Raw genomic sequence first — 26,477 nt, 5'->3', positions numbered from 1 at the left:
GGGGGCATGATGAGCAATCTTTTCTGGCTGAGCGACGAGCAGATGGCGCGGCTGCGACCGTTCTTTCCAAAGAGCCATGGCAAACCGAGGGTCGACGATCGGCGGGTCTTGAGCGGTATAATCTTCATCAATCGTAATGGCTTGCGTTGGTCCGATGCGCCCACGGAGTATGGTCCACCGAAGACGCTCTACAACCGATGGAAGCGCTGGAGCGACATGGGAGTTTTCGCCCGGATGATGGAGGGGCTTGCTGCCGAGGGCGCCGACCGGAAGACAGTGATGATCGACGCCACCTATCTCAAGGCGCACCGCACGGCTTCGAGCCTGCGGTTGAAAAAGGGGGGCGTGGCAGGCTGATTGGGCGAACGAAGGGTGGCATGAACACCAAGTTACATGCCGTCACGGACACGAACGGCCGCCCAATCAGGTTTTTCATGACAGCCGGCCAGGTCAGCGACTACACCGGCGCGGCAGCCCTGCTGAGCAGCCTGCCTGGGGCAGAATGGTTGTTGGCCGATCGGGGTTATGACGCCGACTGGTATCGTGAAGCCTTGCAGGACAAGGGCATCAAGGCCTGCATCCCGGGCCGAAAGTCCCGAGGCAAGCCCGTCAAATACGACAAGCGCCGCTACAAGCGGCGCAACCGTATCGAGATCATGTTCGGAAGGCTAAAGGACTGGCGCCGCGTTGCGACCCGCTACGACAGGTGCCCGAAGGTCTTTCTGTCCGCCGTGGCTCTCGCTGCAACTGTCATCTTCTGGCTTTGAGAATTAACGAGTCTGGAGCCTAGAGGCGGGTTGTGCCAACAAGCTATAGGTCAGCGCCGGAAAACAGATTTGTGTTAAATAGATGCCGCCCGTTTTTTCCGTTGCGGTCTCAAGGCCGCGGTGTTTCGGTCTGGCCAGAGATGCGCTGACGGCGGCTCCGCGCAACGTCCTGATGAAACAGCAAAGAGACCGAAACCATGTATTCCGAAACTCTTCTCGGCCATCTGCGCCTGCCCGTGATCTGCTCGCCAATGTTCCTGGTATCCGGTCCCGACCTTGTCATCGCCCAGTGCAAAGCCGGCGTGATCGGCAGTTTTCCCGCCTTGAACGCACGCGAAAAAGACGGCGAGCCCCCCCTGCTTGAAGCCTGGCTCAAACGCATCACCGAAGAGCTCGATGCACATAATCAGGCCAATCCCGACCGGCCCGCCGCGCCCTTTGCGGTCAACCAGATCGTGCACCGCTCGAATGATCGGGTCGAACGCGACGTCGAGATATGTGCCCGTTGGAAGGTGCCAGTCTGGATCACTTCGATGGGTGCACGCGAAGACGTGAACCAGGCGGCACATGATTGCGGCGGCATCGTGCTGCATGACGTGATCAACAACAAATACGCCCGGAAAGCGATCGATAAGGGCGCCGACGGCCTGATCGCGGTCTGCGCGGGCGCCGGCGGCCACGCCGGGGCCTTGTCACCCTTTGCGCTGGTTCAGGAAATCCGGGCATGGTTCGACGGTCCGCTGGCGCTGTCGGGTTCTATCGCCACCGGACAGGCTATATTAGCGGCGCAGGTCATGGGCGCCGATTTCGGATATATCGGATCGCCCTTCATCGCTACGACCGAGGCTGTCGCTTCGGAGGAGTACAAGCAGATGATCGTCGACAGCTGTGCGGACGATATCGTCTACACCAATCATTTCAGCGGCGTGAACGCGAATTACCTGAAGCCGTCAGTCCGGGCGGTCGGCCTCGACCCGGACAACCTGACCGGCGTCGGCAACAAGCTCAATCTGTCGACGGGCGACATTCGGCCCAAGGCCTGGCGTGACATCTGGGGCAGTGGTCAGGGGATCGGTGCGGTCGGCGCGGTGACGACGACAGCGGACTATGTTGACCGTCTCGTCCGAGAATACCATGCCGCCAAAGATGCGCTCTGCGCCTGACGAAAAAGGGCGGCAAGTTGCCCAGCCGCCCATCTGATCCTGCCACTATCGCAGATGCCTGAGGAGCGATCTCAGCGGTCTTTTTGGTTGATGATCAGTTCTGCATTCTCGGGCAGTTCCGCAACAATGCTCACCGCGTCGGCACGGATCCTGGCATGCAATTTAAAGGCCTCAGCTGCGGCCGCTTCCGCAGCTGAGGCGTCGGCGCCGTCTTCCAGCACAAGCGAAAGCCGGATCATGTCACGGTCACTTTCGCGTGTCACCACGGCCTGCGCGGCTTTTGCGCCAGGCGTACCGATGACAACTTCTTCAACCACGCGCGGATAAACGAAAATCTCGCGCACTTTGACCGCTGCGCCGACCCTGCCCTGCAGCGCTGAAATCCGGCTGACGGTGCCATCCGCGTTGCTCTCAAGCGCCAAGGCACTGTCGCCGGTGCCGAACCGGATCATCGGCCACGTAGCATCGCGCGCGGTCACGACAACCTCGCCTGGTTCACCATGGGCGACCTGTTCCCCGCTGACCGGATCGCAGATCTGCACCACGCGGTCGGGATGAACCAGATAGCCGTCGCCGCCATCCTCATAGGCGACAAGGCCCAGATCGGCTGTGGCATAGGCGGCCCAGGTCGACACGCCGTAATCGGCCTCGATCCGGCGGCGTTTGGCCATCCAGTCGCCCATTTCCCCGCCCAGAAAGGCGGTTTTCACCTTCCATGCGTCGCGGCCATAGGTTTCGATCACCTTGTCCGCCAGCGTCAGGAAAAACGCAGTCGAAGCACAGATCGAAGTCACGCCGGTTTCGACGATGATTTGTGCCTGAAGCTCGGTGTTGCCGACGCCGCCCGGGATCACAGTGGCGCCTGCGGCCTGTGCCGCTTCGTCGAACAGCAGGCCAGCCGGTACCAGATGATACATCCAGGTGTTCAGGATGATATCTCCCGGCCCCACGCCTGCGGCCTTGAACAGAAGGTCAAGGCCGTGGCCGCCACCGCCCGAAAGGGCTGGTTCGAAAATCGGGCCGGGGGACACGTAGATTCGCCCGATATCCTTTAAATCCGAGGCGAGGAACCCGCCAAAAGGCGGGTTCTCGCGCTGAATTTTCAGAAGCTCTTCCTTCTTCATCACTGGAAGGCGCGAAAGGTCCGCCACCGATGTGACGGCTGCCGGATCGAATCCGGCAGCCGTGAATCGCGATTTCAGACCAGGAGCCTTTTCGGCCGCAGCGGCATAGGCTTGCGCTATATCTCGGTAGATATCATCAGACATTTCCATGCCTCCTCGTCCAATCGGGCGTTAAAGCGGGCAGTCCTTACGGAAGTTCGGCGTGCGCTTCTCGCGGTGCGACAACACACCCTCCTTGACGTCCTCGCTCATGAAGCCAAGCATCTCCAGCGCGGTCGACGCATCAAAGATCGGCCCGGCCTGGCGCAGCCAGTTGTTCAGCGAATACTTGGTCCAGCGAATCGCGCTTTGCGAGCCGTTGGCTAGTTCGACGGCTGTATCCAGCGCGATCTGCTGCAGCTCGTCATCCTCGACGCACATTGATACCAGACCGATACGCTCGGCCTCTTCGCCCGACACCGGCTTGCAGGTCATCAGATAGTATTTCGCCTTGGCCATCGAGGTCAGCAGCGGCCAGATAATCGCCGCGACGTCACCGGCGGCAACACCAAGGCGGGGATGACCATCGACAATCTTGGCCCGTTTTCCGGCGATCGAGATGTCGGCCAGGATGGCAACCACAAGGCCCGCGCCGGCCGCAGGGCCATTGATCGCGGAAATGATCGGCTTGTTGCAGTTGATGATGTTGTAGACGAGATCCTTGGCTTCTTTCCACGTCTTCATGATCTCGTGCGAGTCCCCGATCATCTTTTCAATCAGGCTGAAATCGCCACCGGCGGAAAACGCCTTGCCCGCACCGGTCACGATAACCGAATTGATGTCTGGGTCACGGTCGATATCGATCCACATGTCCGTCATCTGGGTGTGAGTTTCGGCATCGACCGAGTTAAACGTCTCGGGCCGGTCGAACGTGATGCGCAGCACGCGATCCGCCGGGTAGTCAAATTTCAGTTTATCGTATTTTGCATAACGATCCGACATAGTTCTATTTCCTCCGTGGGGTATTGAGTCAGCCAGGCAGTCCCAGGACGGCCTTGGACAGGATGTTTCTTTGGATTTCGTTCGATCCACCGTAGATCGTGGTAGGTCTGGCCTTGTAGAAACTCGCCAGAACATCGACACTTACGTTGCCGACTTGGAGCGGCCCGATGGAGCCGCCATCGGGTCCGGCTGCTTCGATCATCAGCTCGGTGATGCGCTGGAAGCATTCAGTCACCCAAATCTTCAGCATGGAGACATCCGCACCCAGCGTCTCGCCACGTTTGAGCTGATCTGCAAAACGGGCATAAAGCGCGGCATGATCTTCCACATCCAGTGCCGCCTGGGCAAATCGATCGCGAAACACCGGATCATCAAACGCGCCACGGCCCCGTGCAAAGCTTTCCAATTGCCCCAGTGCGTTCTGGGCCAGGCTTGGCGAACCGATGAAGATGCGCTCGAAGCTCAGGAGAGCCTTGGCCATCGTCCAACCCTTGTTCAGCTCGCCCACAAGGTTCTCGCGGGGCGTCCGGGCATCGTCAAAGAAGACCTCACAAAACTCAGTTTCACCCGAGAGGGTCTTGATCGTGCGAACATCGACTCCGGGCTGATCCATCGGAGCAAGCAGGAAACTGATGCCCTGTTGTTTCTTGGGTGCATCCGGATCGGTGCGCACCAGCATGAAAATGTGCGTAGCGTCATGCGCCATCGTGGTCCAGATCTTCTGTCCGTTGATGACAAAGTCGTCCCCGTCAATTTCTGCACGCGTGCGCAGGTTCGCCAGATCGGACCCAGCGCCCGGCTCTGAGTAGCCTTGGCACCAGATGTCATCGCAACTCAGGATACGCGGCAGCCAGTAATCTTTTTGGTCCTGGGTGCCGAACTTGATGATCAGAGGGCCGACCATCTGCACGCCCATATCGCGGCCACGATTGACGCCCCAGCGTTGCTGCTCTTCGTAGAAAATCAGCAGCTTGGCGGCGTTCAGGCCCATGCCACCATATTCTGTGGGCCATGCTGGCGCGACCCAGCCCTTCGCGTGCAGCTTGCGGTGCCAGTGTTCGATCTCGGCGAACTTTGGACGGTGCGGCAGATGGCGCAGCTCTTCGGGGTATTCGGCCTCGAAGAACTGGCGCACCTCCTTGCGGAACTCTGCATCGGTCATTGCGTTCCAGTCGGTCATTGTGCGGCCCCCTCTGCTTCGCGTGCCTCGAACCATATCCGCCTGTGATAGGCATCGTCGCCCAACCAGGCCGACAGCACCAACGCCCGGTTCAGATAGAGCCCGATATCGAATTCGTCGGTATAGCCGACCGCGCCATGAAGCTGGATCGCATCACGAGTGATTTTTTTGGCCGCGGTCACCGCACGTGACTTGGCCCGGCTGGCCAACCGGGCGCGGATCTTCGGATCCGTTTCGCCGTCCATCTGCGCCAGAGCTTCGCCGACGCCTGCCTGCGCGACCTCGCACATCACGTGAAGGTCGACAGCACGGTGCTGGATGACCTGGAATGACCCGATCGGCTTGTCGAACTGCTCCCGCGTCTTGATGTAATCGAGCGTGATCTCGAAGGCGCGCTCGCTCAGGCCGACAAGCTCGGCGGCGGCAAGCGCCGTTGCATCGACGACAGCCTCGGCCAGCGCGTCCTGAACCGCTCTTCCGCTGGCCAGTTCGGCGGCCGGGGTTCCCGAAAACGAAAGCTCGCCCAAGGAACTGCCATCGGCTTGCGCACGCTTGTTGATGACGAACCCGTCCGCGTTTGCCTCGACCAATACCAGAACCTGACCATCGTCTCCCTGGGTCACAACAAGGAACCCTTGCGATCCGGCCGCGCCGGCCACCCAAGCCTTGGCGCCGGTCAGCTTTCCGTCTGCGTATCGGCAGGTCGCATCGGCGGGCGCTCCGCCCGGGCCGCGTTCCTGCCAGGCAACCGCCAGCACAGTTTCGCCGCTGATGAGTTGTGGCACCTTCGGATGATCCGGGCAAAGGCGGCGCAGAAGACCGAGGCTCAGACCGATCGTCAACACGACCGGTTCCGGGGCAATCACGCGACCGACCTCTTCGGCGATGATGCCGGCAGCGGCCAGGCCCATGCCAAGCCCGCCCTGATCTTCGGGCACCGCCACCCCGAAAACGCCGGCCTCGGCGAGTTCCCGGACCATCTCCGCATCGAAACCGCCCCCGGCATCACGAAGTTTTCGGGCTCTGTCACTTCCGCCCGCCCGTTCAAACAACGTGCGCGCGCTCTCGCGCAACAGGCGAAGGTCTTCTTGTTCGCTGGAAAGGATATCAGTCTGTGTCATTTTGTTTTCGCTGGATCATCACGGGGGTGTCGGTCGAAAAAACGACCTCGCCCGCAGGGTTTTTGGCGCTGAGCGTATAGTGCAAAACACCTCTGTCGGGCTTGCTTTTTGACGGCGTGACCGCGTTGACCGTCAGTTCGACATCAAGGGGTTCGTTCGGGCGCACCGGCCGCAGCCAGCGCAGATTGTCAAAGCCCATGCCACCGATATTGGCGACATCGACCATCATTTCAGACATGACCGGCCTAAACACTTCCAGCATCGTCTGAAAGCCCGAGGCGATCAGGCTGCCATGTATGGCGGTTGCATAGTTTTCGTCGGTGTGCAGCCGCTGCGGATCCCATTCCTCGGCAAACGCCTTTATCGAACCCGCGCTCATCGGAGCGCTGCGAAAGCGATAGACCTGGCCCGGCGAGAAGTCTTCCAGATACCTCAAGAGGCACCCTCCTTTGCGAAACCGTCATCGTATCCGCTCGCATCCTTGGATATCCGGATGCGGTTGAATTCTTCCAGCTTCGGATAGGTTTCCTTGAACGCCACCAGGAACTCACCCATCGGCGCGTCGAAATAGAGACCACGGTCGTTCACATATTCCATGTGTCGGTGATTCTGTTCGTCGAACTCATGAAAGAGCGCGTCGTGATAGCCGTCGAAGACCAGGGGTTTGACCCCGAATCTTTCACACAGTTCCATGTTGAATGCAGGTGTCACCTTGTAGGCCTCATTCCCCAACCACAGTTGAACGTAGCCGTGGTAGATAAAGAGATCGGTCCCCATCAACTCCTGCAACTTGGGTGTATTCAGGTGGTTGCGCACATCCGCGAACCCCAGTGCGGCTGGGATACCCACAGCACGCAGACAAGCCGCCAGCAGAATTGCCTTGGGAACGCAAAACGCCGCTTCCGCCCCAGCGATACGGCTGGCACGGTAAGAGTCCTCATCCAGCGCGAAACAATAGGGATCATAGCGAATATCGTCGCGCACCGCTTCGAACAGGCGGACCGCCTTGTCTCGATTGGTTGCGTCCAAAGGAAGATCACGCAAAGCCGATGTCACGAAACCCTGCACTTCCAAGCTATCGCTTTCCACAAAGCGCGATGGCATGACATAACGCTCAGCATCAGTCGGCAGGTCATCGTCAGACTTGTCCATTGGCCCCTCCCATTTTCTAACAAGTGTTAGATTACCGATTCGAAACCTGCCCGTCAACGGGATTTACTCTGTCATCGGTTGGTCCACGCCATAACGCGCATTGTCTTTGCCCAAGGTGGCTGCAACTCCGACCGAATTTCCCGAAGAACGGAACTCCGGCGCAATTGGCAGCGGCAAAGCGGGCGTGTTCCGGTCAGAGATTTTTACGGTCCGCCCGAACACGTCACGCGCTTTGAAATGCGGGTCGCGCGCCGCCTCGGCGGGCGTTTTCACGACCGAACAGCAGCAATCGGCCGCAGCCAGCAGAGGCTCCCAATGGGTCGAGGGGTGTTTCCTCAGACGACGCGCAACCTCCGCGGCACTGGCATCGGGATCGGACCAGTCATCGCGAAGTGCCACCGGCAAACCAATGACATCGCAGAACGACTGCCAGAACTTTTCTTCCAACGCGCCGACGGCGATCTGACGCCCGTCCGCAGCCGTATAAAGCCTATACCGGGCCAGGCCACCCGTCAGGCGGCTGCTACCGTTTTTAATGTTCTGCCCGGCAATCACACCTTCGGCATGGGCCCAATAGGCAAAGGCGAACGCCCCCTCGGACATTGCGATATCCAGATGCGTCCCCTGCCCGCTTGCCTGCCGCGCAATCAGGGCCAGCAGGATATTCATCACTGCAGGATAGGTTCCGCCTCCGATATCGGCGACCAGTCCGAACGGTGCCGTTGGCTGGTCATCCGGTCCGCAACTGAGCGACAGGATACCCGTATCACCGACGTAGTTGAGGTCGTGGCCGGCTGCGCTGGCCTTTGGTCCGGTCTGGCCATAGCCGGTGATCGAACAATAGATGAGACCGGGATTGATCTCGCGCAGAGCATCATAACCAAGCCCGAGCCGGTCCATCACGCCGGGACGGAACTGCTCTACCAGAACATCGGCCTTCTCGATCAAGGGGCGCAGCCATTCCACTGCACCCCTCGACTTGAGGTCGATGGCAACCGATCGCTTGCCGTGGTTCAACACGGCAAATCCGATGCTCTCTCCGTCGATCTTGGGCTCCGTGTGGCGCGCGTCCTCGCCGACTCCGGGCCGTTCGAACTTGATTACTTCGGCCCCGACCTCGGACAGCATGAGCGTCGCCATCGGACCGGGAAGAAGTGTGCTGAAATCCAGCACCAGGATATCCTTGAGCGGTTGAGCCATCTTCACTACCTCAGGCGAAGCGTGCCGCGCCGTTGTTCAGAACAACCACATCGCGTGCCGGGATCGACGCCCGGAACCGGGCCTCGCCGTCCTCTTCCCAGATTTCGAACCGCACGGTTTCGCCGGGATAGACCGGCGCCGAGAACCGAACATCCAGACCGACAAGCCGGGCCGCATCATAGTCAAGCAACGTCTTGAGAATCGCTCGGGCCGCCAGCCCATAGGTCGCCAGACCATGCAGGATCGGGCGGTCAAACCCGACAGAACGGGCAACATCCGGGTCAGCATGAAGCGGATTGAAATCACCGCTGAGACGATAAATAAGGGCTTGGCGCGGCAGGGTATCGATATCACATACATGATCAGGCGCCCGATCAGGCAGCACTGCGGGTGCCGGACCCGCCTGGTTTTCACCGCCAAACCCCCCATCACCGCGACAGAAAGCCGACATCGCCACGCGTGCCAGTTTTTCACTGCTGTCCGCGTCGATAATATCACGGCTTTGGTAAATGACGGCTCCCTTGCCCTCGCCCTTGTCGGCGATGAAGTCGATCTTGCTGCGGCCGACAATCCGGCCATGTGTCGGCAGCGGCTTGTAGATGTCGAGCCACTGTTCTCCGTGCAGCACTTTTTGCCAGTTTACGCCGGTCTTGGGATCGCGCAGCCAGAAGCCGGGATACCCCAAAATGACCGCCATCGAGGGAACTGCCTTGAGCCCGTCCTCATAGACATAGGCCAGCTCCTTTTTGTCGGTCGGATCCTCGCCGAACCCAAGGCCGAGTGCATACAGGATGGTATCCCGCTCGGTCAGCGTCTGTTCGATTTCCTCAAAGTCCCAGTTCAACAGTGCATCGAAATCCAATGGCATTTACTTTCCTCCCTTAGTTGCCGTCAGAGCGTGTTTTGCGATCCAAGTATGGCCGTGACCTGACTGGACAGCACACCACCATTGCCATGCGCCAGCGCCAGGTCGACATCTTTCAATTGAATGCCCGGCGCGTCGCCACGGATCTGACGCGCAGCCTCAATCACTGTGAAGATTCCGTACATCCCGGGGTGCACGCAGGACAGGCCGCCGCCATTCGTGTTCACCGGCAAGACGCCGCCAGGCGCGATGCGTCCGCCCTCGACAAAGGCCCCTCCCTCGCCCTTCGCGCAGAACCCAAGATCTTCGAGAAACAAAATCGTGTTGATGGTGAAGGCATCATAGAGCTCGACCGCCTGTATGTCCGCAGGGGTCACTCCGGCCGCCGCAAAGGCGCGCGCGCCCGAGTCGCGGGCCGCGGTCACGGTGAAATCCTTCATCTGGGAAATCTGCCGGTGCGAGCTCTCCGCCGCACTGCCCAGCACATAGACAGGCGCCTTCGGGAAATCCCGGGCGCGGTCCGCGCGGACCATTACGATCGCGCCGCCACCGTCGGTGACAAGACAACAGTCGCGCACGGTCAATGGATCGCCCACCATGCGCGCACCCAGCACGTCCTCGCGGGTCAGCGGGCCGCGCTCGAACGCTTCGGGGTTGCGCTGCGCCCAGGCCCGCGCGGCGACGGCCACGTCGGCCAGCTGTTCGCGGGTGGTGCCATATTCATGCATGTGCCGCGCCGCCGCCATCGCATAGGCCGAGATCGGATAGCGCGGATTATACGGCGCCTCGTAGGCCGGCGGACGTGAAGCGGTCACCAGTCTGCCCGACGCGGTGCGCTGGTTGGAGCCATAAACAATCAGCGCGACATCACACAGACCGGCGTCCAGCGCCATGGTCGCGGACGTCAGGTAGTTTACGAAGGACGAACCGCCCGACATCGTGCCATCAATGAAACGGGGCTGGATGCCCAGATACTCCGCCGCCATAAGCGCCGGCATGCTGTCTTCCATCATGGTGCAAAACAGCCCGTCGACGTCGGACAGTTTCAGCCCGGCATCGCCAAGCGCCGCAAGCGCAGATTGCGCCATGACATCATAGGCCGTCAGGCCATGGGCTTCTCCGAAACCGGCATGACCAGTTCCCACGATGGCGGATTTCCCCCGAAGTTCAATGGTCATGGCTTATCTCTCCGACGGCTTGAAAAGCACGGCCGGAGCGCCCTCGGCCTCGCCCACGAAAGCGGTTACAGGCATGTCGATAGCGACCTCACCCGGGGCGATGCCCTCGACCCGGCTCATCATCCGGACACCCTCGTCCAGCTCGACGACACATACGTTGTAGTCACCGCCCCGTTCGGGTTTTCGGCGCACGACCGTTGTGGTGTGGACCCGTCCCTTGCCCCTCGCCTTCATCCAAGAAATCGCGCTGCCATGACAATGGGGACACAAGACTCTCGGGAAAAAGTGATAGGCCCCGCAGTCGTCGCACTTTGGCAGCAGGATCTCTCCCTCTGCCAGCGCGCGTTGGAAAAATTGGTCTGGTCCTATGGCGTCCTGCACCAGCGTTCTCCTTCAAGCGATCCAGTCTTCGTCCAACCGTATTGATTATGTTTCTAACAATTGTTAGATTTAGTCAACCATTCAAGATCATTTGCGAGAAACTCATGCCAGGTTCAGACTTAGCCCCCCTTTCCGGCAAACTCGTCGTTGCGTTGGAACAGGCAGTCGCCGCGCCTTTTTGCTCCTCGCGGCTGGCCGATGCCGGCGCGCGCGTGATCAAGATCGAACGCAAGGGAGCCGGCGATTTCGCCCGCGCCTACGATACCGCCGCCAACGGCGAAAGCGCCTATTTCACATGGCTTAACCGAGGAAAGGAATCGGTGGCGCTGGACATTAAAGCCGACGAGGACCGGGAAATCCTGCTCAGGATTCTGGAAAACGCGGATGTGTTTATTCAGAACCTCCTGCCGGGCGCGCTGGCCAAGCTCGGGCTCGATTCCACAAGTCTGCGAAAGAGGTTCCCGCGCCTGGTGACCTGCGACATCACCGGATATGGCGAAGACGGCCCGATGCGCAACGCCAAGGCCTACGACCTTCTTGTGCAATGCGAAAGCGGTCTGGCATCAGTGACCGGTACACCCGACGGACCAGGACGGGTGGGCGTGTCGGTCTGCGATATCGCCACCGGTATGACAGCCCATGCTGGAATCTGCGAAGCACTTGTCGGGCGTGATCGCACCGGCAAGGGCAGCGGCGTTTCCGTAGCAATGTTCGATGTGATGGCCGACTGGATGTCGGTACCGCTGCTGTATCACGATTACCTTGGCAAGCCTACACCGCGTGTCGGGCTGAACCACACGGTCATCTGTCCCTACGGGGCCTATCAGTGCAAAGACGGCCAGCTTGTCGTCATTACCGTGCAACACAACGGCGAATGGCAACGGTTCTGTGAACACATACTGGGCGACGCGGCGCTGGCAACCGACCCCCGTTTTCACGACAACACGTCACGAATTGAAAACAAACCCGCGCTCGAAGAGCTCATCAAGGCCGTGTTCGCCTCGCATGATCGCACCGAGATGCTGAAGCGCCTTGACGCTGCGGGCATTGCCTCCGGCGCGGTGAACGACGTGGCGTCCCTGTCCGATCACCCGCAGCTTGACCGATCCGTGATAGGCACACCCTCGGGCGAGATCAACGTCCCGACACCCCCGATCCGGCGCAGCCTCGGCGAAACGGCACTGGGCCCCTGCCCGGCCTTCGATGCGGAAGGTGAAGCCATACGCGCCGAATTCGGGCCCCTTTCATGAAAACGGTGGACAACTAAAACGGTGGACAACCAAATGACCGCTGAGAACAAACCGGCGATCCTTCAAGGCGTGAAGATCGTCGATCTGACTTCTGTAGTTTTCGGACCTTTGGCGACGCAGATGCTGGGCGATCTGGGGGCCGATGTGATCAAGGTGGAAGGCCCCGAGGGCGATCTTCTTCGCCAGGTCCAGCCATCGCGCAACAAGCTGATGGGGGCCGCTTTTCTGGGGACCAACCGTAACAAGCGCAGTGTCGTACTCGACCTCAAAACACAAACCGGTCGCGATCAGTTGCGCAAACTGCTCATCGATGCCGATGTGATGATTTCGAGCATCCGGCCTGCGGCGCTTGCCAGATTGGGTTTGGATCCCGAATCCCTACGCCAGAAAAACCCGAACCTGATCACGGTATCCGCCACCGGTTTCGGGCAGGACGGGCCCTATGCCGCCAAGCCTGCATTCGACGATTCCGTCCAGTCGGTGTCGGGATTGGCCAGCTTGGCTACCTTGCGCGACCCCGAGGCACCGCCCGCTTATGCCCCGACAATTCTCGCCGATAAGCTTGGCGGGGTCACTGCTGCCTATGCCGTGATGGGTGCTCTGTTCCACCGCGAGCGCACTGGAGAAGCCCAGCATGTCGAGGTTCCGATGTTTGAAACGCTGGCCGCCTTCCTGTTGATCGAACATATGGATGGTGCCACCTTTGAAGAGGCTCCGCAGGATTTCGGCTATGCCCGCATGCTGGTTCCGCACAGGCGTCCGGTTCAGACGGTAGATGGCTATATCACCATTCTGCCCTACACCAACGTGCAATGGGCGCGGTTCTTTCAGGCGGTCGGGCGCGACGACATGATCGACCATGTCTGGGTCACTGACATGGATGCCCGAAGCCGCAACATCGGCGCGGTATACGATATGGTGGCGCAGATTGCGCTGACCCGGACCACGGATGACTGGCTTGCCCTGATGGAGCAGGCAGACATACCCGCCATGCCGGTGCGCAACCTGTCAGATTTGCCGAACGATCCCCATCTTGCCGCGACCGGCTTCTTCCAACGGATTGATCACCCATCCGAAGGACCGATCTGGACGACACGCCCGCCGATACGATTCTCGGCAACACCGGCGCGGCATGATCATCGCCCGGCCCCGCGACTTGGGGAACACAGCGACGAGATTCTGGTGCCGGGTAGGGAATAGCCCCACCCGGCACCGGACGGATCAAACATCCAGCGAACGCGCGATCAGTTCCTTCATGATCTCGTTGGTGCCGCCATAGATCATCTGGACCCGGCTGTCGGCATAAAGACGCGCGATGGGGTATTCCATCATGAAACCGTAACCGCCGTGCAGTTGCAGGCATTCATGCATGACCTCGTTCTGCGTCTGGCTGCCCCACCACTTCGCCATCGAAGCCGTGGCCGCATCAAGTTCGCCCGCTTCAAGACGCGCGAGCCCGTCATTTACGAAGGAACGTAGCAATTCGGCCTTGGTTTTGCATTCCGCCAGTTTGAAGCGTGTATTCTGGAAGTCCATGATCCGGCTTCCAAATGCCTTGCGGTCCTGAACATATTTCACCGTTTCATCGATCGCAAAATCAATAAAACCGAGGGCGGTAATGCCGATCATCAGCCGCTCCCAAGGCAGCTGCTTCATCAGCTGGTAGAACCCCTGCCCCTCTTCCGGACCAAGCAGGTTCGCCGTAGGCACGCGCACATCCTCGAAGAACAGCTCAGCAGTATCCGAACCTTTCATACCCAGTTTCTTCAGGTTCCGTCCCCGGCGAAAGCCCTCGGCGCCCTCGGTTTCCAGAACGATCAACGAAACGCCCTTAGCGCCGGCGTTGCGGTCGGTCTTTGCCACGATAACAACGAGATCCGCCGTGTGCCCGTTTGTGATAAAGATCTTCGAACCGTTGATCTTGTAGTGGTTGCCATCCTTTTCCGCATAGGTTTGTACGTTCTGGAGGTCAGAGCCCGTTCCAGGCTCGGTCATGGCAATCGCCGCAACGCTGTCGCCGATGACCAGTTTCGGCAACCACTTTTTCTTCTGTTCCTCACTGCCATATGCGTTGAGATAATGGATTACGATGGACTGGATCCCATAGCCCCAACCCGTATCACCGGTGCGCCCCTGCTCGTAGACGGTAATCGCGTCGAACCCGATGCCGCCACCGAACCCACCATATTCTTCGGCAATCGAGCCACCCATGACACCCTGCTGACCGACTGTTTTCCAGAAGTCGCGGTCAACAATTCCCTGCTCCGCCCATTTTTCAATCTTCGGAGCCATCTCTGCATCGAAAAGCCTGCGTGTACTATCGGCGAACATCTTGTGTTCATCCACTGCCCAACTCGGGGAGTTCTTGATCAGAGACATGTTTTATTCCTATCGAGTCATGCTTGCATTGAAAAAATCTAACAAGTGTTTTTTTCTCACAATGAACCCGAGCCGTTCTGACGGGGCGTCACACGGCTTCGGACCGTGCGCATCCGGATTTATCCAATCAACGCGCCGCCCATTCGGCTCGTATAAAAAGGCCCGACAAAACAGGCGGGCCTTTTTATACTTTTTTGCAATGGCTTACAGCTTGTCGGTCAGTTCGGGCACGGCCTCGAACAGGTCGGCGACCAGACCGTAATCGGCAACCTGGAAGATCGGGGCCTCTTCGTCCTTGTTGATCGCGACGATGATCTTGCTGTCCTTCATGCCCGCAAGGTGCTGAATCGCACCCGAGATGCCGACGGCGATATACAGGTCAGGCGCGACCACCTTGCCGGTCTGGCCGACCTGCCAGTCGTTCGGTGCAAAGCCCGAGTCGACGGCGGCGCGGGATGCGCCAACGGCGGCGCCCAGCTTGTCGGCCAGTTTCTCGATCAGCGCAAAATCGTCTTCCGAGCCGACGCCACGGCCGCCCGAAACCACGATACCGGCCGAGGTCAGTTCGGGACGGTCGCTTTCGGCGACCTTGTCTTCGACCCATTCCGACAGGCCCGAAACGGATGCGCCGCCCACGGTTTCCACGGCGGCCGAGCCACCGGTGCCGGCCGCGTCGAAGCTGGCGGTGCGGAAGGACACGACCTTTTTTGCGTCGCCCGATTTCACCGTCTGGATCGCGTTACCTGCATAGATCGGGCGCTCGAACGTGTCGGCATCGACCACGCCGGAGACATCGGTCAGCATCATCACGTCCAGCAGCGCGGCCACGCGGGGCAGCACGTTCTTGGCGTCGGTGGTGGCGGGTGCCACGATGTGATCGTAGTCGCCTGCCAGCGACACGATCAGGTCGGCGGTCGATTCCGCCAGGCGATGACCCAGCGCGGGGTCTTCGGCGACCAGCACCTTGGCCGCGCCGTCGATTGTCGCGGCTTCTTTCGCGGCGTCGGCGGCAGACGCGCCGGCGCACAGAACCGTCACGTCGCCCAGGGCCTTGGACGCGGTGACCGCCTTTGCGGTCGCGTCCATCGATAGTTCACCATTGTTGACTTCGGCAAGAAGAAGAACAGCCATCACACCGCCCCCTTTTCCTTGAGTTTCGCAACCAGCTCGTCGACCGAGCCAACCATTTCACCGGCGGCGCGTTCGGCCGGCTCGGACGTCTTGACCACGGTCAGGCGCGGGGTGACGTCGACGCCATAGTCGGCGGCCGTCTTTTCATCCAGCGGCTTTTTCTTGGCCTTCATGATGTTGGGCAGCGACGCATAGCGCGGTTCGTTCAGGCGCAGGTCGACGGAAACGACGGTCGGCATCTTGACCTTGATGGTCTGCAGGCCGCCATCGACCTCGCGGGTGACGACGGCGCTGTCGCCATCGATGCCCACTTCCGAGGCAAAGGTCGCCTGGCTCCAACCGAGGATCGCCGACAGCATCTGGCCGGTGGCATTCATGTCGTTGTCGATCGCCTGCTTGCCGCAGAGAACCAGACCGGGCTGTTCCTCTTCCACGACCTTGGCAAGGATCTTGGCCACTGCCAGCGGCTCGATATCCTGGTGCACGTCATCCGCTGCGACGACCAGGATGGCGCGGTCGGCGCCCATGGCCAGTGCGGTGCGCAGGGTTTCCTGCGCCTGTTTGACGCCGATGGATACCGCGACGACCTCTTCGGCCTTGCCGGCCTCTTTTAGGCGGATCGCCTCTTCGACGGCGATTTCGTCGAACGGGTTCATCGACATCTTAACGTTGGCGAGATCGACACCGCTGCCATCCGCCTTGACGCTGACCTTCACGTTGTAGTCGATCACCCGTTTCACAGGCACGAGTACCTTCATTGGCGTGGTCTCCTTGAGTTTTGCGATAAGGTTTCAACCGAGCTAACGGTCTTTGAATTCTGGAGTTCTTTTTTCCGAAAACGCTTTCATCGCTTCGGGAAAGTCATGCGCGCACAGCAAAACGCTTTGGGCATCGCGCTCGATATCCAGCGCCTCGAGATAGCTGCACTCGGCTGCGGCGCGCATCACACGCTTGGCGGTCTGAACGCCAAACATCGGGTGCGTTGCAATCTCGCGGGCAATTTCCAACGCCCGTACTTCGACCTGGTTGGCCGGCACACATTCTTCGACAACGCGCAGGTCCCTAGCGGTGCGCCCGTCGATTTCACGGCCCGTGAGCACAAGCATCCGGGCCACGCCCGCACCGGCGCGCTGCTGAAGCAGCCAGCTTGATCCCGTGTCGGGACAACCGCCGACGCGTGCAAATACTTCGCACAGCCGGGCATCTTCGGCGGCAACGACAATGTCCGCCGACAAGGCCAGGCTGAGGCCCGCGCCAAAAGCCACGCCGCATACCGCAGAAATCAGAGGTTTGCGAAACAGATAGGCCGCGCGTCCGCCATCGTGAACCAGGTCCACCATTTCCGACGTCGCCCGCGCGCCTTTGGCGATCTCGGACTGAAACCCGACAAGATCGCCGCCGCTGCTGAAATGATCGCCGCCGGTCATGACAACGGCACGGATCGTAGCGTCCCGTTCGGCTTCGCGCAGGAGCGCCACCAGTTCTTCGACGAACCCGATGCTGTAAGGGTTGCGTTTTGTCGGCTGAAGAAAACGCAGGATTCCGACAGGGCCTTCCCTGTCCAGGCGAATAAGCTCAGTCATTCAAGTCTCCATCAGGTCCCGGTCCAGACGGGTGCTCGCTTTTCAGCAAAGGCCTTTGGGCCTTCAATCGCGTCGTTGCTGGCGTAAACCACCTCGTGCAGGCGCTTGCCCTCTTTCAGGCCACCCGCACAGCCCAGGTCCATGGTCGCGCGAACGCCGCCTTTGGCCGCAATCACCGAAAGCGGGGCCGCGCTGGCAATGCGTTTGGCAAGGTCGAAGGCCCGTGCGCGGACAGCATCGGGAGTGTCTTCGATATAGTTGGTGAACCCGTATTCGTGCAGGCGCTCGATCGGCATCAAATCGCCGGTCAGAACAATTTCCATAAGGATGGGCTGCGGCAGCATGGACAATGCTGGCGATGCCCAAGGCGATCCACGACCGATCTTTACTTCGGTAATGCCGACCTTGGTTCCCTTGAGACCGACCCTCAGATCGCAATTCAGCGTCAGCATCATTCCGCCCGCCATCAGCGACCCCGTCATCGCCGCGATGATCGGTTTTTTGCAGGCGCGCATGGTCTCGTGAAACGGGTCGCGCATCTTGGTCAGAATATCGACGCCCTCGTCGCGTGCGATTTGTGTAGCTTCCTTCAGATCCAATCCGGCGCTGAAAACGCCGCAATCGGCCGACGTCAGAATGGCCACGCGAACGCTGTCGTCCGCCTCGATCTTCTCCCAGGCGTCGGTCAGCCCGTTCGTCGCCGCCACAGAAAGCGCGTTCTTGCGTTCTGGCCGGTTGATACAGACGGTCGCAATGCCATCTTCAATCTTCACGTTAATGGGACTCATGATACCTGCTTCGTTTCTCTGAACAACTTGGGTGCGTAAAGCTTCCCCGCGATATGTTTACCGCGGGGAAGCTGTGTCCTACTCGACTTTGAAAGTCGCGGAGCTGTGCTTGATGACATCCCACACAACGTCGAGATAGTCGGCGCTCCAGTCGGTCTGCGGAACCCAGGTTTCGCCATTCCACTGCTCGACCCGAGTCTTGCCACCACCACCATGATCTTTGTCGGTCACTGTAACCGGGGCCATGGTGCCGTTTCCATCGAAGTTCTCGATCGATTCATAGGCATTCTTCATGCTTTCCGGTGTGATCGGCCAACCGTTTTCGGCAATCGCGATACGCGCGGCTTCAAAACCGACCGAATAAATCGCCATACCCATGTTATAGTACACGTCTCGCACCAGATTCTCGGGTCCGCTGCCCTTGCCATTGGCATAGTAGGTTTCCAGCATCGTCTTGACGATCGGAACTTCCTGGCCACCGGCCACGTTGGTTCCGCGCAAAATGCCTTTTGCCTCTTGTGCGCCAATGTTGGCGATATCGACCTCGTTGAGCCAGTTGACCGACAGGTAACGGTCGATCGGGAACCGGTTGCGGCGCATTTCCTTCGAGGCAACCACATGCCCGCCAGCCAGAAGCCAGCTGATCACGTAATCTGGCTTATCACGGCGGATATTGCTCCAGGCACCGGCCTGATCCGAACCGGGAAGCGGCACGGGATAAAGCTCCAGTTCGAACCCTTCCTTCTCGGAAAGCGTTTTCAGGATCTCGATTGGTTCCTGACCGAAGGGATAATCCAGATAGATGAACCCGATCTTCGCCTTGCTCAGGTCACCGCCCATCTGGCCCTTGATGAAGGCAACGTTATTTGCTGCCTGCTGCCAGTACGTCGGACCGACCGGGAAAACCCATTCGAACACTTCCCCGTCAACTGCATCGCCACGGCCAACGAAGGACTGCATCAGAACGTTGCCGTCCTTCATGGCACGCGGCAGAACCGCGTTCGTGACCGGCGTGGACAGAAAATTGAATAGGAACACACCTTCGCGCTTGAGCTGCTCATAGCATTCCACACCGCGCTGCGGTTCGTTGCCGTGATCGCGAACGATGATTTCTACCGGATGCCCTTCGATACCGCCATTTTCGTTGGTGTACATCGCCAGATCCTGGGCGGCCTGAGCCACCTGCGGCGAAATGAAAGTGTAGGATTTGCTAAGGTCGAAGCAGAGTCCGAAGCGGATCGGCTCCTTGTCCTGCGCTGCGGCCACAGTCGCGCTTGCTGCCAGCGCAGTAGCAAGGACTACTGCCTTAATGTGCTGTTTGACTTTCATGTTTTCTCTCTCCCGTTGGTTTGGTTTGGGGCGGTGATACCGTTTCGTAAACGCCGCTGCCGCCCCGCGTAGCGTCGCCCTTCCTGCTACCAGTCTTTCACTGCTCGTATTGTGACGAACTTTCTTTCACCACGTCCCACACGACGTCCGTGTACTCAGAGATCCAGTCGGTTTGCGGCACCCAAGTCTCCCCGTCCCACATCTCGATCCGGGTCTTGCCACCGCCGCCATGATCTTCGGCCGTCACCGTAATGGGGGCCATCAGCCCGTTCGCGTCGAATCCCTCAAGCGACTCCAGTCCCGCTTTGTAGGACTTTGCGGTAATCGGAAGGCCTTCGAGTTCTGCCGCCTTGCGCGCGGCTTCGAACATGATTGAATACATGGCCAGACCGGTGTTGTAGAAAACGTCCTGGGTCTTCTCAATCGGGCCCGAACCCTCGCCCTTGTCGTAGAGCTCGGTCATGATCTCCTGATACAGCGCGACGTCCTGACCGCCCACAACATTGGTACCGCGCTTGATACCCTTGGCGGCCTCGTCGCCAATATTGGCGATATCGACTTCGTTCAGCCAGTTGACGGAAATGTATTTGTCCATCGGGATGCGATTGCGCTGCATTTCCTTCGACGCAACCACATGCGCACCGCCAAGCATCCAGACAATCACATGATCTGGGTTGTCCCGGCGCACCTTGGACCACACACCGGCCTGGTCACTGCCAGGCAGTGGCACAGGGTAAAGCTCAAGCTTGAAACCCTCTTTTTCGGACAAGGTTTTGAGAATCTCGATCGGCTCCTGTCCGAAAGGATAATCGAAATACACAAACCCCACCTTCACGTCCGACAAGTCGCCATCATGCAATTGCTTTATGTAGGCAACATCATTGGCCGCCTGTCCCCAATAGGTCGGTCCGATCGGATAGACCCATTCGAAAACGGTGCCGTCGACGGCATCGCCTCGGCCGACAAGCGACTGCATCAGGATACGCCCGTCTTCCATGGCCCGCGGCAGGATAGCCAGAGAGACCGGAGTGGACAGGGTATCGAAAACAAAGACGCCCTCGCGGCTGAGTTTCGAGTAGCACTCGATTCCGCGCTGCGGTTCGTTCCCGTGGTCACGCACGATGACTTCGACCGGTTCCCCACCGATGCCGCCCTTCATGTTGATGAGCTTGGCAAGGTCCATCGCGGCCTGCGAAACCTGCGGCGTGGCAAAGGTATAGGCCTTGCTGAGATCGTAGCAGATGCCGATCTTGAATGGCTCGGCCAGCGCCTGGGTGCCGAACAGCGCCCCGCCAACCATTGAAAATACTGCCAGCGCTTTGGTAAGTCTCTTCATTTTTTCCTCCCTGAACAGTTTTCGAATAGTACGTTAGCTCAGCCAACGTTTGCGTCGGCTGTAGTGCTTGACGTTGTGAAAATCGGTCTCTCCGCCGCCTAGATAGAACTCCTGAATGTCGGAGTTGGATTTGAGCGCCTCGGCCGTGCCGTGCATAACGACGCGGCCGTTTTCGATAAGATACCCTTGCGAAACGATCTCCAGAGCTGCCAGGGCGTTCTGTTCCACCAGCAGGACGGACAGGCCCTCATCCTTATTGATCTTTTGCAGGATGCCGAAGATTTCCTCGACCAGGAACGGAGCAAGCCCGAGGCTTGGTTCATCAAGCATCAAAAGCTTCGGCTGGGTCACGAGGGCCCGCCCAATGGCAAGCATCTGTTGCTCACCACCCGACAAATAGCCTGCTTGGGAATTTTTGCGTTCGGCAAGCCGTGGAAAATAGGCGTAAATCTTGTCCTTTTCCGCATTCAGCGTCGATCGGGACATTCCGCGCGGCGCGGCGGCGGTCAGGTTCTCGTCGGGGGTCAGATGTTCAAAGACCCGCCGCCCTTCGATGACATGACAGATGCCCATCTCGACGCGTTTTTGCGCGGGCGCTTCGGTAATGTCCGTTCCCTGGAACGTTATCTCACCTCGGCTGATGCGTCCGCGCTCGGCCTTCAAAAGACCGCTGATCGCTTTCAACGTGGTACTTTTTCCAGCTCCGTTCGATCCCAAGAGTGCGATCATCTCGCCCTTTGGGACTTGGACCGAAACACCTTTGATCGCCAGTATTACATTGTCGTACAGTACTTCGACGCTGTTCATGGATAGAATGTTCTGGGCTTCAACTTTTTCTTGCATCGGCATTCCCCTATTTCTTGAACTGATCGAAGGGCCAAACCATCAGATAGTCTCTGATGTTGCCGTAGAGTTTTCCCAAACCGAGTGGTTCGATCAGAAGGATAATGACGATCAGTGCGCCATAGACTGCGTTCGGGATGTGAGCGAGTGTTTCAACATCGATCTGCATGCCAAGCCCGTCACTCAGCGTGACGACGAGACCATTCACGATACCCGGAACAAGAAGGATCAGGGCAACACCGAAATAGGAACCGATAATGCTGCCAAGGCCGCCAACAATCACCATCGCAAGAACCTGGATCGAAACGGCAACCGAGAATTGCTCGGGTGCGGCGAGAAAGAAAAAGGTGGCAACAAGCAACGCACCGCTGACGCCTGCGATGAACGAAGAAGTCGCGAATGCGAGGATTTTGTAGTAGAAACTGTTCACACCCAGGATCGCGGCCGCAAAGTCTTTTTCCCGGACAGCGACCAAGGCGCGACCGAGTCCAGTACGCTTGAGATTAAGCATGAAGATCGTCACCAACACACACCAGCCGAAGGCGACATAGTAGAAGCCAGTATCAGTGGTAATCTCTTGCCCGAGCAGCGCCAATGTCGGTGACTGGAGCGACGCGTGTGAGCCCCCCGAGATCGCCGGAGAGTGGGTCAGAACCCAGTCCATCACGAATTGCATCGCAAGAGTGGTAAGGGCGAGATACAGTCCCTTGACCCGCAAAGCGGCAAAAGCAAACAGGCTGCCGATCACGGATGACGTCAACCCGCCGATGATCAGGGCGAATTCCCACGGCACCCCGAAACGCGCGGCATGGATCGCCGAATAGGCGCCGACAGCCATGACCGCGGCATAGCCCAGGTGAAGCTGCCCCGCCCAACCTGTCACCAGGTTCAGCCCCAAAGCGGCGGCCGTCCAGATCAGCCAGGGAAGCAAGTAGCTGTTCAGGTAAAGCGACGGAATGATGAACGGCGCGGCAAGACCGATCAGAAAGATGAATGCTGTCAGATTTCTGTCGGCAGGCACCTTGAAGATACGGCTGTCCGAAACGTAGTCGGCGTGATGGACGCCGGAAAGTCTGTAAAACATCCCTTACACCCTTTCGATGTCGTGACGACCGAATAGTCCGTGCGGACGGATCATGACCGTGAGAATGAGCACGGCAGCGACGATAAGCTCACGGCTTCCGCCTCCGACAAGCGGATCGAGGAAATCAGCGCCAATGTTTTCGACGACACCTAGGATGATGCCTGCGATTACGGCGCCAAGGATACTGTCGAGACCACCGAGAACGGCAACCGTCAGTCCTTTGAGAAGCAACAGCGACAGCGCCTGATCGACACCCTGAATCTCACCCCAGATGACGCCAGCGGCGACGGCAACAACGGATGCCAATGCCCAGGACAACCCAACGCCGCGCTCAACCGAGATACCTACCGACCACGAAGCCATGTAATCATCCGCGATCGCCCGCAACTTGATCCCGGTCCGGGTTCGGAAAAACAGCATGAATGCGACAAACAAGGCGAGCGCAACACCGGCACCAACCAGATGGATGCGGCTGATGAAGATGTCGCCCAAAAACAGTGGATCATAGCTGACGCCCAACTCCATCGAACGTGACGTCCCGCCCCAAATCGCAAGCGTTGTACCCCGCAGGAAAATGTCGAGGCCGAGTGTCAGCATCAAGATCATGACGACCGGCCGACCTGCGAGACGGCGCAGAGCAACACGCTCAATGCCGAACCCAAGGCCGAACATGACAACCGCAGCCAGAGGGATGGCCAGCCACAAGGGTAAACCCACATCGCGCGCCAGCGCCAAGACCACATAGGCCCCGACCATGGTCAACCCGCCCTGCGCCAGATTGGGCACCGAAGATGCCTTGTAAATCAGCACAAGGCCGATGGCGAATAGCGAATACAGCAGACCCGTCAAGGCTCCGTTGATCGCAAGCTCTGATAGAAAGACCCAGTCCATTTATACCTCCCTGATGGGAAGGCTTCTTTCGACCTTCCCTACTTCCCCGGTCTCGTAAGTCACCTGCGCGCTTACATGGACCTCTTTTGAACCGTCGTAGAGCGCCGCGATCACGTCGGCATAGCGTTCCTGAACGACCTTCCTCCGCAGTTTTCGTGTCCGTGTGATTTCACCATCGTCCGGGTCGAATTCTTTCGGCAGACTGACAAAGCGTTGCAGGCGCAATGGCTCGGTGACGGCCTTGTTGACCCGTTGGAACGCCTCGCGAAGCAACGTCGCGACCTCTTCACGCTGAGAAAGATCGGCATATGACACGTAAGGTACGCCGTTCACTTCGGCCCAGTGCCCCACGGCCTCGAAATCCACGCAGACCATCGCCGTCAGTTCCTTCAGCCCGGCGCCAATCACGGCCGCATCCTTGATATACGGGCTGAATTTCAACCGGTTCTCGATGTAGTTTGGAACGTAACGTTCACCGTCGGCGGTGTGCATGACCTCGGAGACACGGCCCAGAACAACCAGGTGTCCGTCGTCTTCCAGATAGCCGGCATCGCCGGTATGCAGCCACCCGCCCTCAAGCGCTTCGGCGGTCGCTTCGGGTTTGTTGAAATACCCTTCGAACACGCTGTCCGAGCGCACCAGGATCTCACCGTCTTCGGCAATGCTGACCTCGACGCCAGGCGCCGGTTTGCCAACCGTATGAAGACGGACCTCGCCCGGAGCCTGAATCGCGTTGATCGCGCTGTTCTCGGTCTGGCCGTAGAGCTGACGCAACTTGATCCCCAGGGCGCGGTAGAACACAAAGGTGTCTTCCCCGATCGCTTCACCGCCGGTGAACGCATTCTTTAGGCGGCTCATCCCGAACTGGTCCTTGATCGGTCCGAAAACCATCACCTCGCCCAGAAGCCGGCCCAATGGCTCAAGTACACCGCCGCTTTTGCCATTCAGCTTGTTCATTTCAGCTGCGATGGCCCGATCCATGAAGAAATGGTACAACCATTTCTTGACCGGGGTCGAATTCTCGATACCGACCTGGATCGTCGTCAGCATCTGGTCCCAGCTTCTTGGCGCCGCCAGATAGAATGTCGGAGCGATTTCGCGCATGTCGCGCACAACCGTTTCCTGACGTTCCGGCACGTTCACGGTGAACCGCCAAAGCAGGGCCGCCGCGACGGTAATGGCAAAATCGCCCACCCAGGCCATCGGCAGATAGGCCAGGATTTCCTCGTTTTCGTCGAATGCGCCCGCTGCATGCCCGTTCTTAGCGGCAGCAAGAACATTTTTCTGACTTAGAACGATACCTTTCGGCTCGCCCGTGGTCCCTGACGAATGCATGAAGATGGCCGGATCTTCGGGTTTTGCACGACCGTAAAGCTCTTCGCGCAGGCCGGGGGCTTCATTCAGATCGTGCTGACCGACTTCGATCAGGTGATCCCAGGACATCAGCCCTTCGACCTCATAGAAACCAAGGCCCCGCGCTTCGTCATAAATGATGTGGTCGATCCCCTCGGCGCCCGCGTCCTTCAGCTCCAGGATCTTGTCAACCTGTTCCTGATCTTCGGCGATGGCCGCGACGATTTCGACTTCGCCAAGAAAGTGCCGGAGTTCTTCGAGCGTCGCGCCGGGATAGGCAGGCATTGCATAGGCACCCAGCAACGAAATAGCCAGCATTCCGCCATACAGCCGCGCCCGGTTGTCGCCCAGGATAAGCACCGCCTTGCCCGGTGTTACGCCGATTTTCTCAAGCCCGGCCGCGCAGGCCAGCACCTCTTCGGCGTATTCCGCCCATGTGGTTTCCTTCCAGATCCCACGCTCTTTTTCGCGAAGCGCGATTTCCGAACCGTGTTTCGAGGCGTTCCGCGCCAGAATTGCGCCGATCGTGTCGCTGCCCGAAGACTGTTTCTTCGTCAAATCAGTCATGCGACCCTCCGATATATGCCTCGATGACCCGCGGGTCCTTCACAACCTCCTTGGGGATGCCACTGGCGATCATTTCACCATAATTCAGGGCCAGCATCCGATCACAAATGCCGGTGATGACATCCATATGATGTTCGATCAGCAGAACGCTGACGCCGCGTTCGGCACGGGCATCCAGAATGAAACGGGACATATACCCTTTCTCTTCCTGGTTCATGCCGGCCATCGGTTCATCGAGAATCAGCATCTGTGGCTCGGCCACCAATGCCCGCGCCAGCTCGACCCGCTTTTTCAACCCGATCGGAAGACCATCGACCAACTCATGCCGAATGCTCTCGAGCTGTAGAAACTCGATCACCTCCTCGACGATTTTACGGTTCTCGATTTCTTCACGCTGTGCTGCCAACCAATATAGCGCCGTACGCAAAACGCCTGGGCTCATGTGGATGTGCCGCCCGAGCAGGATGTTGTCCAGAACGCTCATCCCGTTGAACAGAGCAAGATTTTGGAACGTTCTTGCAACGCCGAGCTTGGCAACCTTGTGAGGCGCCGTACCCGTAATGTCGTTTCCTGCCAGCCGGACCCTGCCCTCGTTTGGCGGGTAAAATCCGGTAATTGCGTTTGTTAGCGTTGTCTTGCCGCTGCCATTCGGACCGACAAGTCCAAAGATTTCCCCTTGTCGAATAACGAGGTCAACACCGGTGACAGCGACGATGCCGCCGAACCGTCGCTCGATCCCGCTGCACTCCAGTATCGCCCCATCATCGGCTCCGATTGCTGTTTTAATCTTTGTCGTCATCTAGATCTCATTGTCCCCCTAAGGTTCACGGC

26 protein-coding genes are annotated in these 26,477 nt (G+C 59.0%); 4 read left to right on the top strand and 22 right to left on the bottom strand.

Going from position 1 to position 26,477, the window contains the following annotated elements:
- Positions 1–9 precede the first annotated feature (9 nt).
- Together QNI11_RS25990 and QNI11_RS25985 are read left to right on the top strand one after the other, a co-directional pair.
- Positions 10–767 (top strand): IS5 family transposase gene (locus tag QNI11_RS25990; RefSeq protein ID WP_283984001.1). Its coding sequence is split into 2 segments (ribosomal slippage): positions 10–331 and positions 331–767, totalling 759 coding nucleotides; the frame shifts between segments, so codons are not numbered across the junction.
- Between the two features lie 197 nt (positions 768–964).
- Positions 965–1,930, top strand: coding sequence for a nitronate monooxygenase family protein (locus QNI11_RS25985; RefSeq protein ID WP_088652411.1), 966 nt, complete (start codon positions 965–967; stop codon positions 1,928–1,930).
- 71 nt (positions 1,931–2,001) lie between these two features.
- On the opposite strand, the gene QNI11_RS25980 is transcribed toward QNI11_RS25985, so the two are convergent.
- The 10 genes from QNI11_RS25980 to QNI11_RS25935 all read right to left on the bottom strand — a co-directional run bounded on the left by QNI11_RS25980 (position 2,002) and on the right by QNI11_RS25935 (position 11,112).
- On the bottom strand, positions 2,002–3,198 hold the full coding sequence (locus tag QNI11_RS25980; protein ID WP_233152299.1) for a phenylacetate--CoA ligase family protein: 1,197 nt from the start codon (positions 3,196–3,198) through the stop codon (positions 2,002–2,004).
- Between the two features lie 27 nt (positions 3,199–3,225).
- The gene (locus tag QNI11_RS25975; RefSeq protein WP_088652413.1) at positions 3,226–4,035 is read right to left on the bottom strand and encodes an enoyl-CoA hydratase/isomerase family protein; all 810 of its coding nucleotides are present in this window, start codon (positions 4,033–4,035) and stop codon (positions 3,226–3,228) included.
- Positions 4,036–4,063: 28 nt separating this feature from the next.
- A complete protein-coding gene (locus QNI11_RS25970) occupies positions 4,064–5,215 on the bottom strand; it encodes an acyl-CoA dehydrogenase family protein (RefSeq protein ID WP_088652414.1) in 1,152 nt (383 codons plus the stop codon).
- The gene (locus QNI11_RS25965) at positions 5,212–6,336 is read right to left on the bottom strand and encodes an acyl-CoA dehydrogenase family protein (protein ID WP_088652415.1); all 1,125 of its coding nucleotides are present in this window, start codon (positions 6,334–6,336) and stop codon (positions 5,212–5,214) included. Before QNI11_RS25965 ends, QNI11_RS25970 begins: the two co-directional genes overlap by 4 nt.
- Positions 6,323–6,772 (bottom strand): MaoC family dehydratase, encoded by a 450-nt coding sequence (locus QNI11_RS25960; protein WP_088652416.1) that lies wholly within the window; start codon positions 6,770–6,772, stop codon positions 6,323–6,325. The genes QNI11_RS25965 and QNI11_RS25960 overlap by 14 nt, the downstream gene beginning before the upstream one ends.
- Complete coding sequence (locus tag QNI11_RS25955; protein WP_088652417.1) at positions 6,769–7,488, bottom strand: transglutaminase family protein; 720 nt, start codon at positions 7,486–7,488, stop codon at positions 6,769–6,771. Before QNI11_RS25955 ends, QNI11_RS25960 begins: the two co-directional genes overlap by 4 nt.
- A gap of 63 nt (positions 7,489–7,551) precedes the next feature.
- Entirely contained in the window at positions 7,552–8,688 is a 1,137-nt protein-coding gene (locus tag QNI11_RS25950; protein WP_283984028.1) for a CaiB/BaiF CoA-transferase family protein, read from the bottom strand.
- Between the two features lie 10 nt (positions 8,689–8,698).
- Positions 8,699–9,556, bottom strand: coding sequence for a MaoC/PaaZ C-terminal domain-containing protein (locus tag QNI11_RS25945; RefSeq protein WP_198963345.1), 858 nt, complete (start codon positions 9,554–9,556; stop codon positions 8,699–8,701).
- A 23-nt stretch (positions 9,557–9,579) separates the two neighbouring features.
- Complete coding sequence (locus QNI11_RS25940; RefSeq protein WP_088652420.1) at positions 9,580–10,731, bottom strand: thiolase; 1,152 nt, start codon at positions 10,729–10,731, stop codon at positions 9,580–9,582.
- A gap of 3 nt (positions 10,732–10,734) precedes the next feature.
- Positions 10,735–11,112 (bottom strand): Zn-ribbon domain-containing OB-fold protein, encoded by a 378-nt coding sequence (locus tag QNI11_RS25935; RefSeq protein ID WP_088652421.1) that lies wholly within the window; start codon positions 11,110–11,112, stop codon positions 10,735–10,737.
- A gap of 104 nt (positions 11,113–11,216) precedes the next feature.
- Between QNI11_RS25935 and QNI11_RS25930 the strand changes: the two genes are divergently transcribed.
- Positions 11,217–12,362: a CaiB/BaiF CoA-transferase family protein gene (locus QNI11_RS25930; protein WP_088652422.1), complete on the top strand. Its 1,146-nt coding sequence runs from the start codon at positions 11,217–11,219 to the stop codon at positions 12,360–12,362.
- Positions 12,363–12,395: 33 nt separating this feature from the next.
- Positions 12,396–13,562, top strand: coding sequence for a CaiB/BaiF CoA-transferase family protein (locus tag QNI11_RS25925; protein ID WP_088652423.1), 1,167 nt, complete (start codon positions 12,396–12,398; stop codon positions 13,560–13,562).
- Between the two features lie 21 nt (positions 13,563–13,583).
- Here the strand turns inward: QNI11_RS25925 and QNI11_RS25920 are convergent, their stop codons facing one another.
- From QNI11_RS25920 to QNI11_RS25865, 12 genes are all read right to left on the bottom strand, one after another.
- On the bottom strand, positions 13,584–14,741 hold the full coding sequence (locus QNI11_RS25920; protein ID WP_088652424.1) for an acyl-CoA dehydrogenase family protein: 1,158 nt from the start codon (positions 14,739–14,741) through the stop codon (positions 13,584–13,586).
- A 204-nt stretch (positions 14,742–14,945) separates the two neighbouring features.
- Positions 14,946–15,872, bottom strand: a complete 927-nt coding sequence (locus QNI11_RS25915) for an electron transfer flavoprotein subunit alpha/FixB family protein (RefSeq protein ID WP_088652425.1) — start codon at positions 15,870–15,872, stop codon at positions 14,946–14,948.
- Positions 15,872–16,630, bottom strand: a complete 759-nt coding sequence (locus QNI11_RS25910; protein WP_258095911.1) for an electron transfer flavoprotein subunit beta/FixA family protein — start codon at positions 16,628–16,630, stop codon at positions 15,872–15,874. Before QNI11_RS25910 ends, QNI11_RS25915 begins: the two co-directional genes overlap by 1 nt.
- Positions 16,631–16,672: 42 nt before the next feature.
- A complete protein-coding gene (locus tag QNI11_RS25905; RefSeq protein ID WP_028095212.1) occupies positions 16,673–17,455 on the bottom strand; it encodes an enoyl-CoA hydratase/isomerase family protein in 783 nt (260 codons plus the stop codon).
- Between the two features lie 11 nt (positions 17,456–17,466).
- A complete protein-coding gene (locus tag QNI11_RS25900) occupies positions 17,467–18,243 on the bottom strand; it encodes an enoyl-CoA hydratase/isomerase family protein (protein ID WP_088652427.1) in 777 nt (258 codons plus the stop codon).
- A gap of 78 nt (positions 18,244–18,321) precedes the next feature.
- Positions 18,322–19,572: an ABC transporter substrate-binding protein gene (locus tag QNI11_RS25895; protein ID WP_088652428.1), complete on the bottom strand. Its 1,251-nt coding sequence runs from the start codon at positions 19,570–19,572 to the stop codon at positions 18,322–18,324.
- A gap of 97 nt (positions 19,573–19,669) precedes the next feature.
- Positions 19,670–20,908 carry an ABC transporter substrate-binding protein gene (locus tag QNI11_RS25890; RefSeq protein ID WP_338054574.1) on the bottom strand — a complete coding sequence of 413 codons (1,239 nt, stop codon included), beginning with the start codon at positions 20,906–20,908 and terminating at the stop codon, positions 19,670–19,672.
- 33 nt (positions 20,909–20,941) lie between these two features.
- Complete coding sequence (locus QNI11_RS25885; protein ID WP_100931425.1) at positions 20,942–21,751, bottom strand: ABC transporter ATP-binding protein; 810 nt, start codon at positions 21,749–21,751, stop codon at positions 20,942–20,944.
- 10 nt (positions 21,752–21,761) lie between these two features.
- A complete protein-coding gene (locus QNI11_RS25880; RefSeq protein WP_100931415.1) occupies positions 21,762–22,835 on the bottom strand; it encodes a branched-chain amino acid ABC transporter permease in 1,074 nt (357 codons plus the stop codon).
- A 3-nt stretch (positions 22,836–22,838) separates the two neighbouring features.
- Entirely contained in the window at positions 22,839–23,726 is an 888-nt protein-coding gene (locus QNI11_RS25875; protein ID WP_100931416.1) for a branched-chain amino acid ABC transporter permease, read from the bottom strand.
- Complete coding sequence (locus tag QNI11_RS25870) at positions 23,727–25,646, bottom strand: long-chain fatty acid--CoA ligase (RefSeq protein WP_088652431.1); 1,920 nt, start codon at positions 25,644–25,646, stop codon at positions 23,727–23,729.
- Positions 25,639–26,445 (bottom strand): ABC transporter ATP-binding protein, encoded by an 807-nt coding sequence (locus QNI11_RS25865; RefSeq protein ID WP_258095910.1) that lies wholly within the window; start codon positions 26,443–26,445, stop codon positions 25,639–25,641. Before QNI11_RS25865 ends, QNI11_RS25870 begins: the two co-directional genes overlap by 8 nt.
- Positions 26,446–26,477 lie beyond the last annotated feature (32 nt).

This window comes from Sagittula sp. MA-2, from assembly GCF_030126985.1.
Classification (GTDB): Bacteria; Pseudomonadota; Alphaproteobacteria; order Rhodobacterales; family Rhodobacteraceae; genus Sagittula.
The sequence above is the reverse complement of the archived record's forward strand: the minus strand, read 5'-3'. Positions and strand labels throughout refer to the sequence as shown.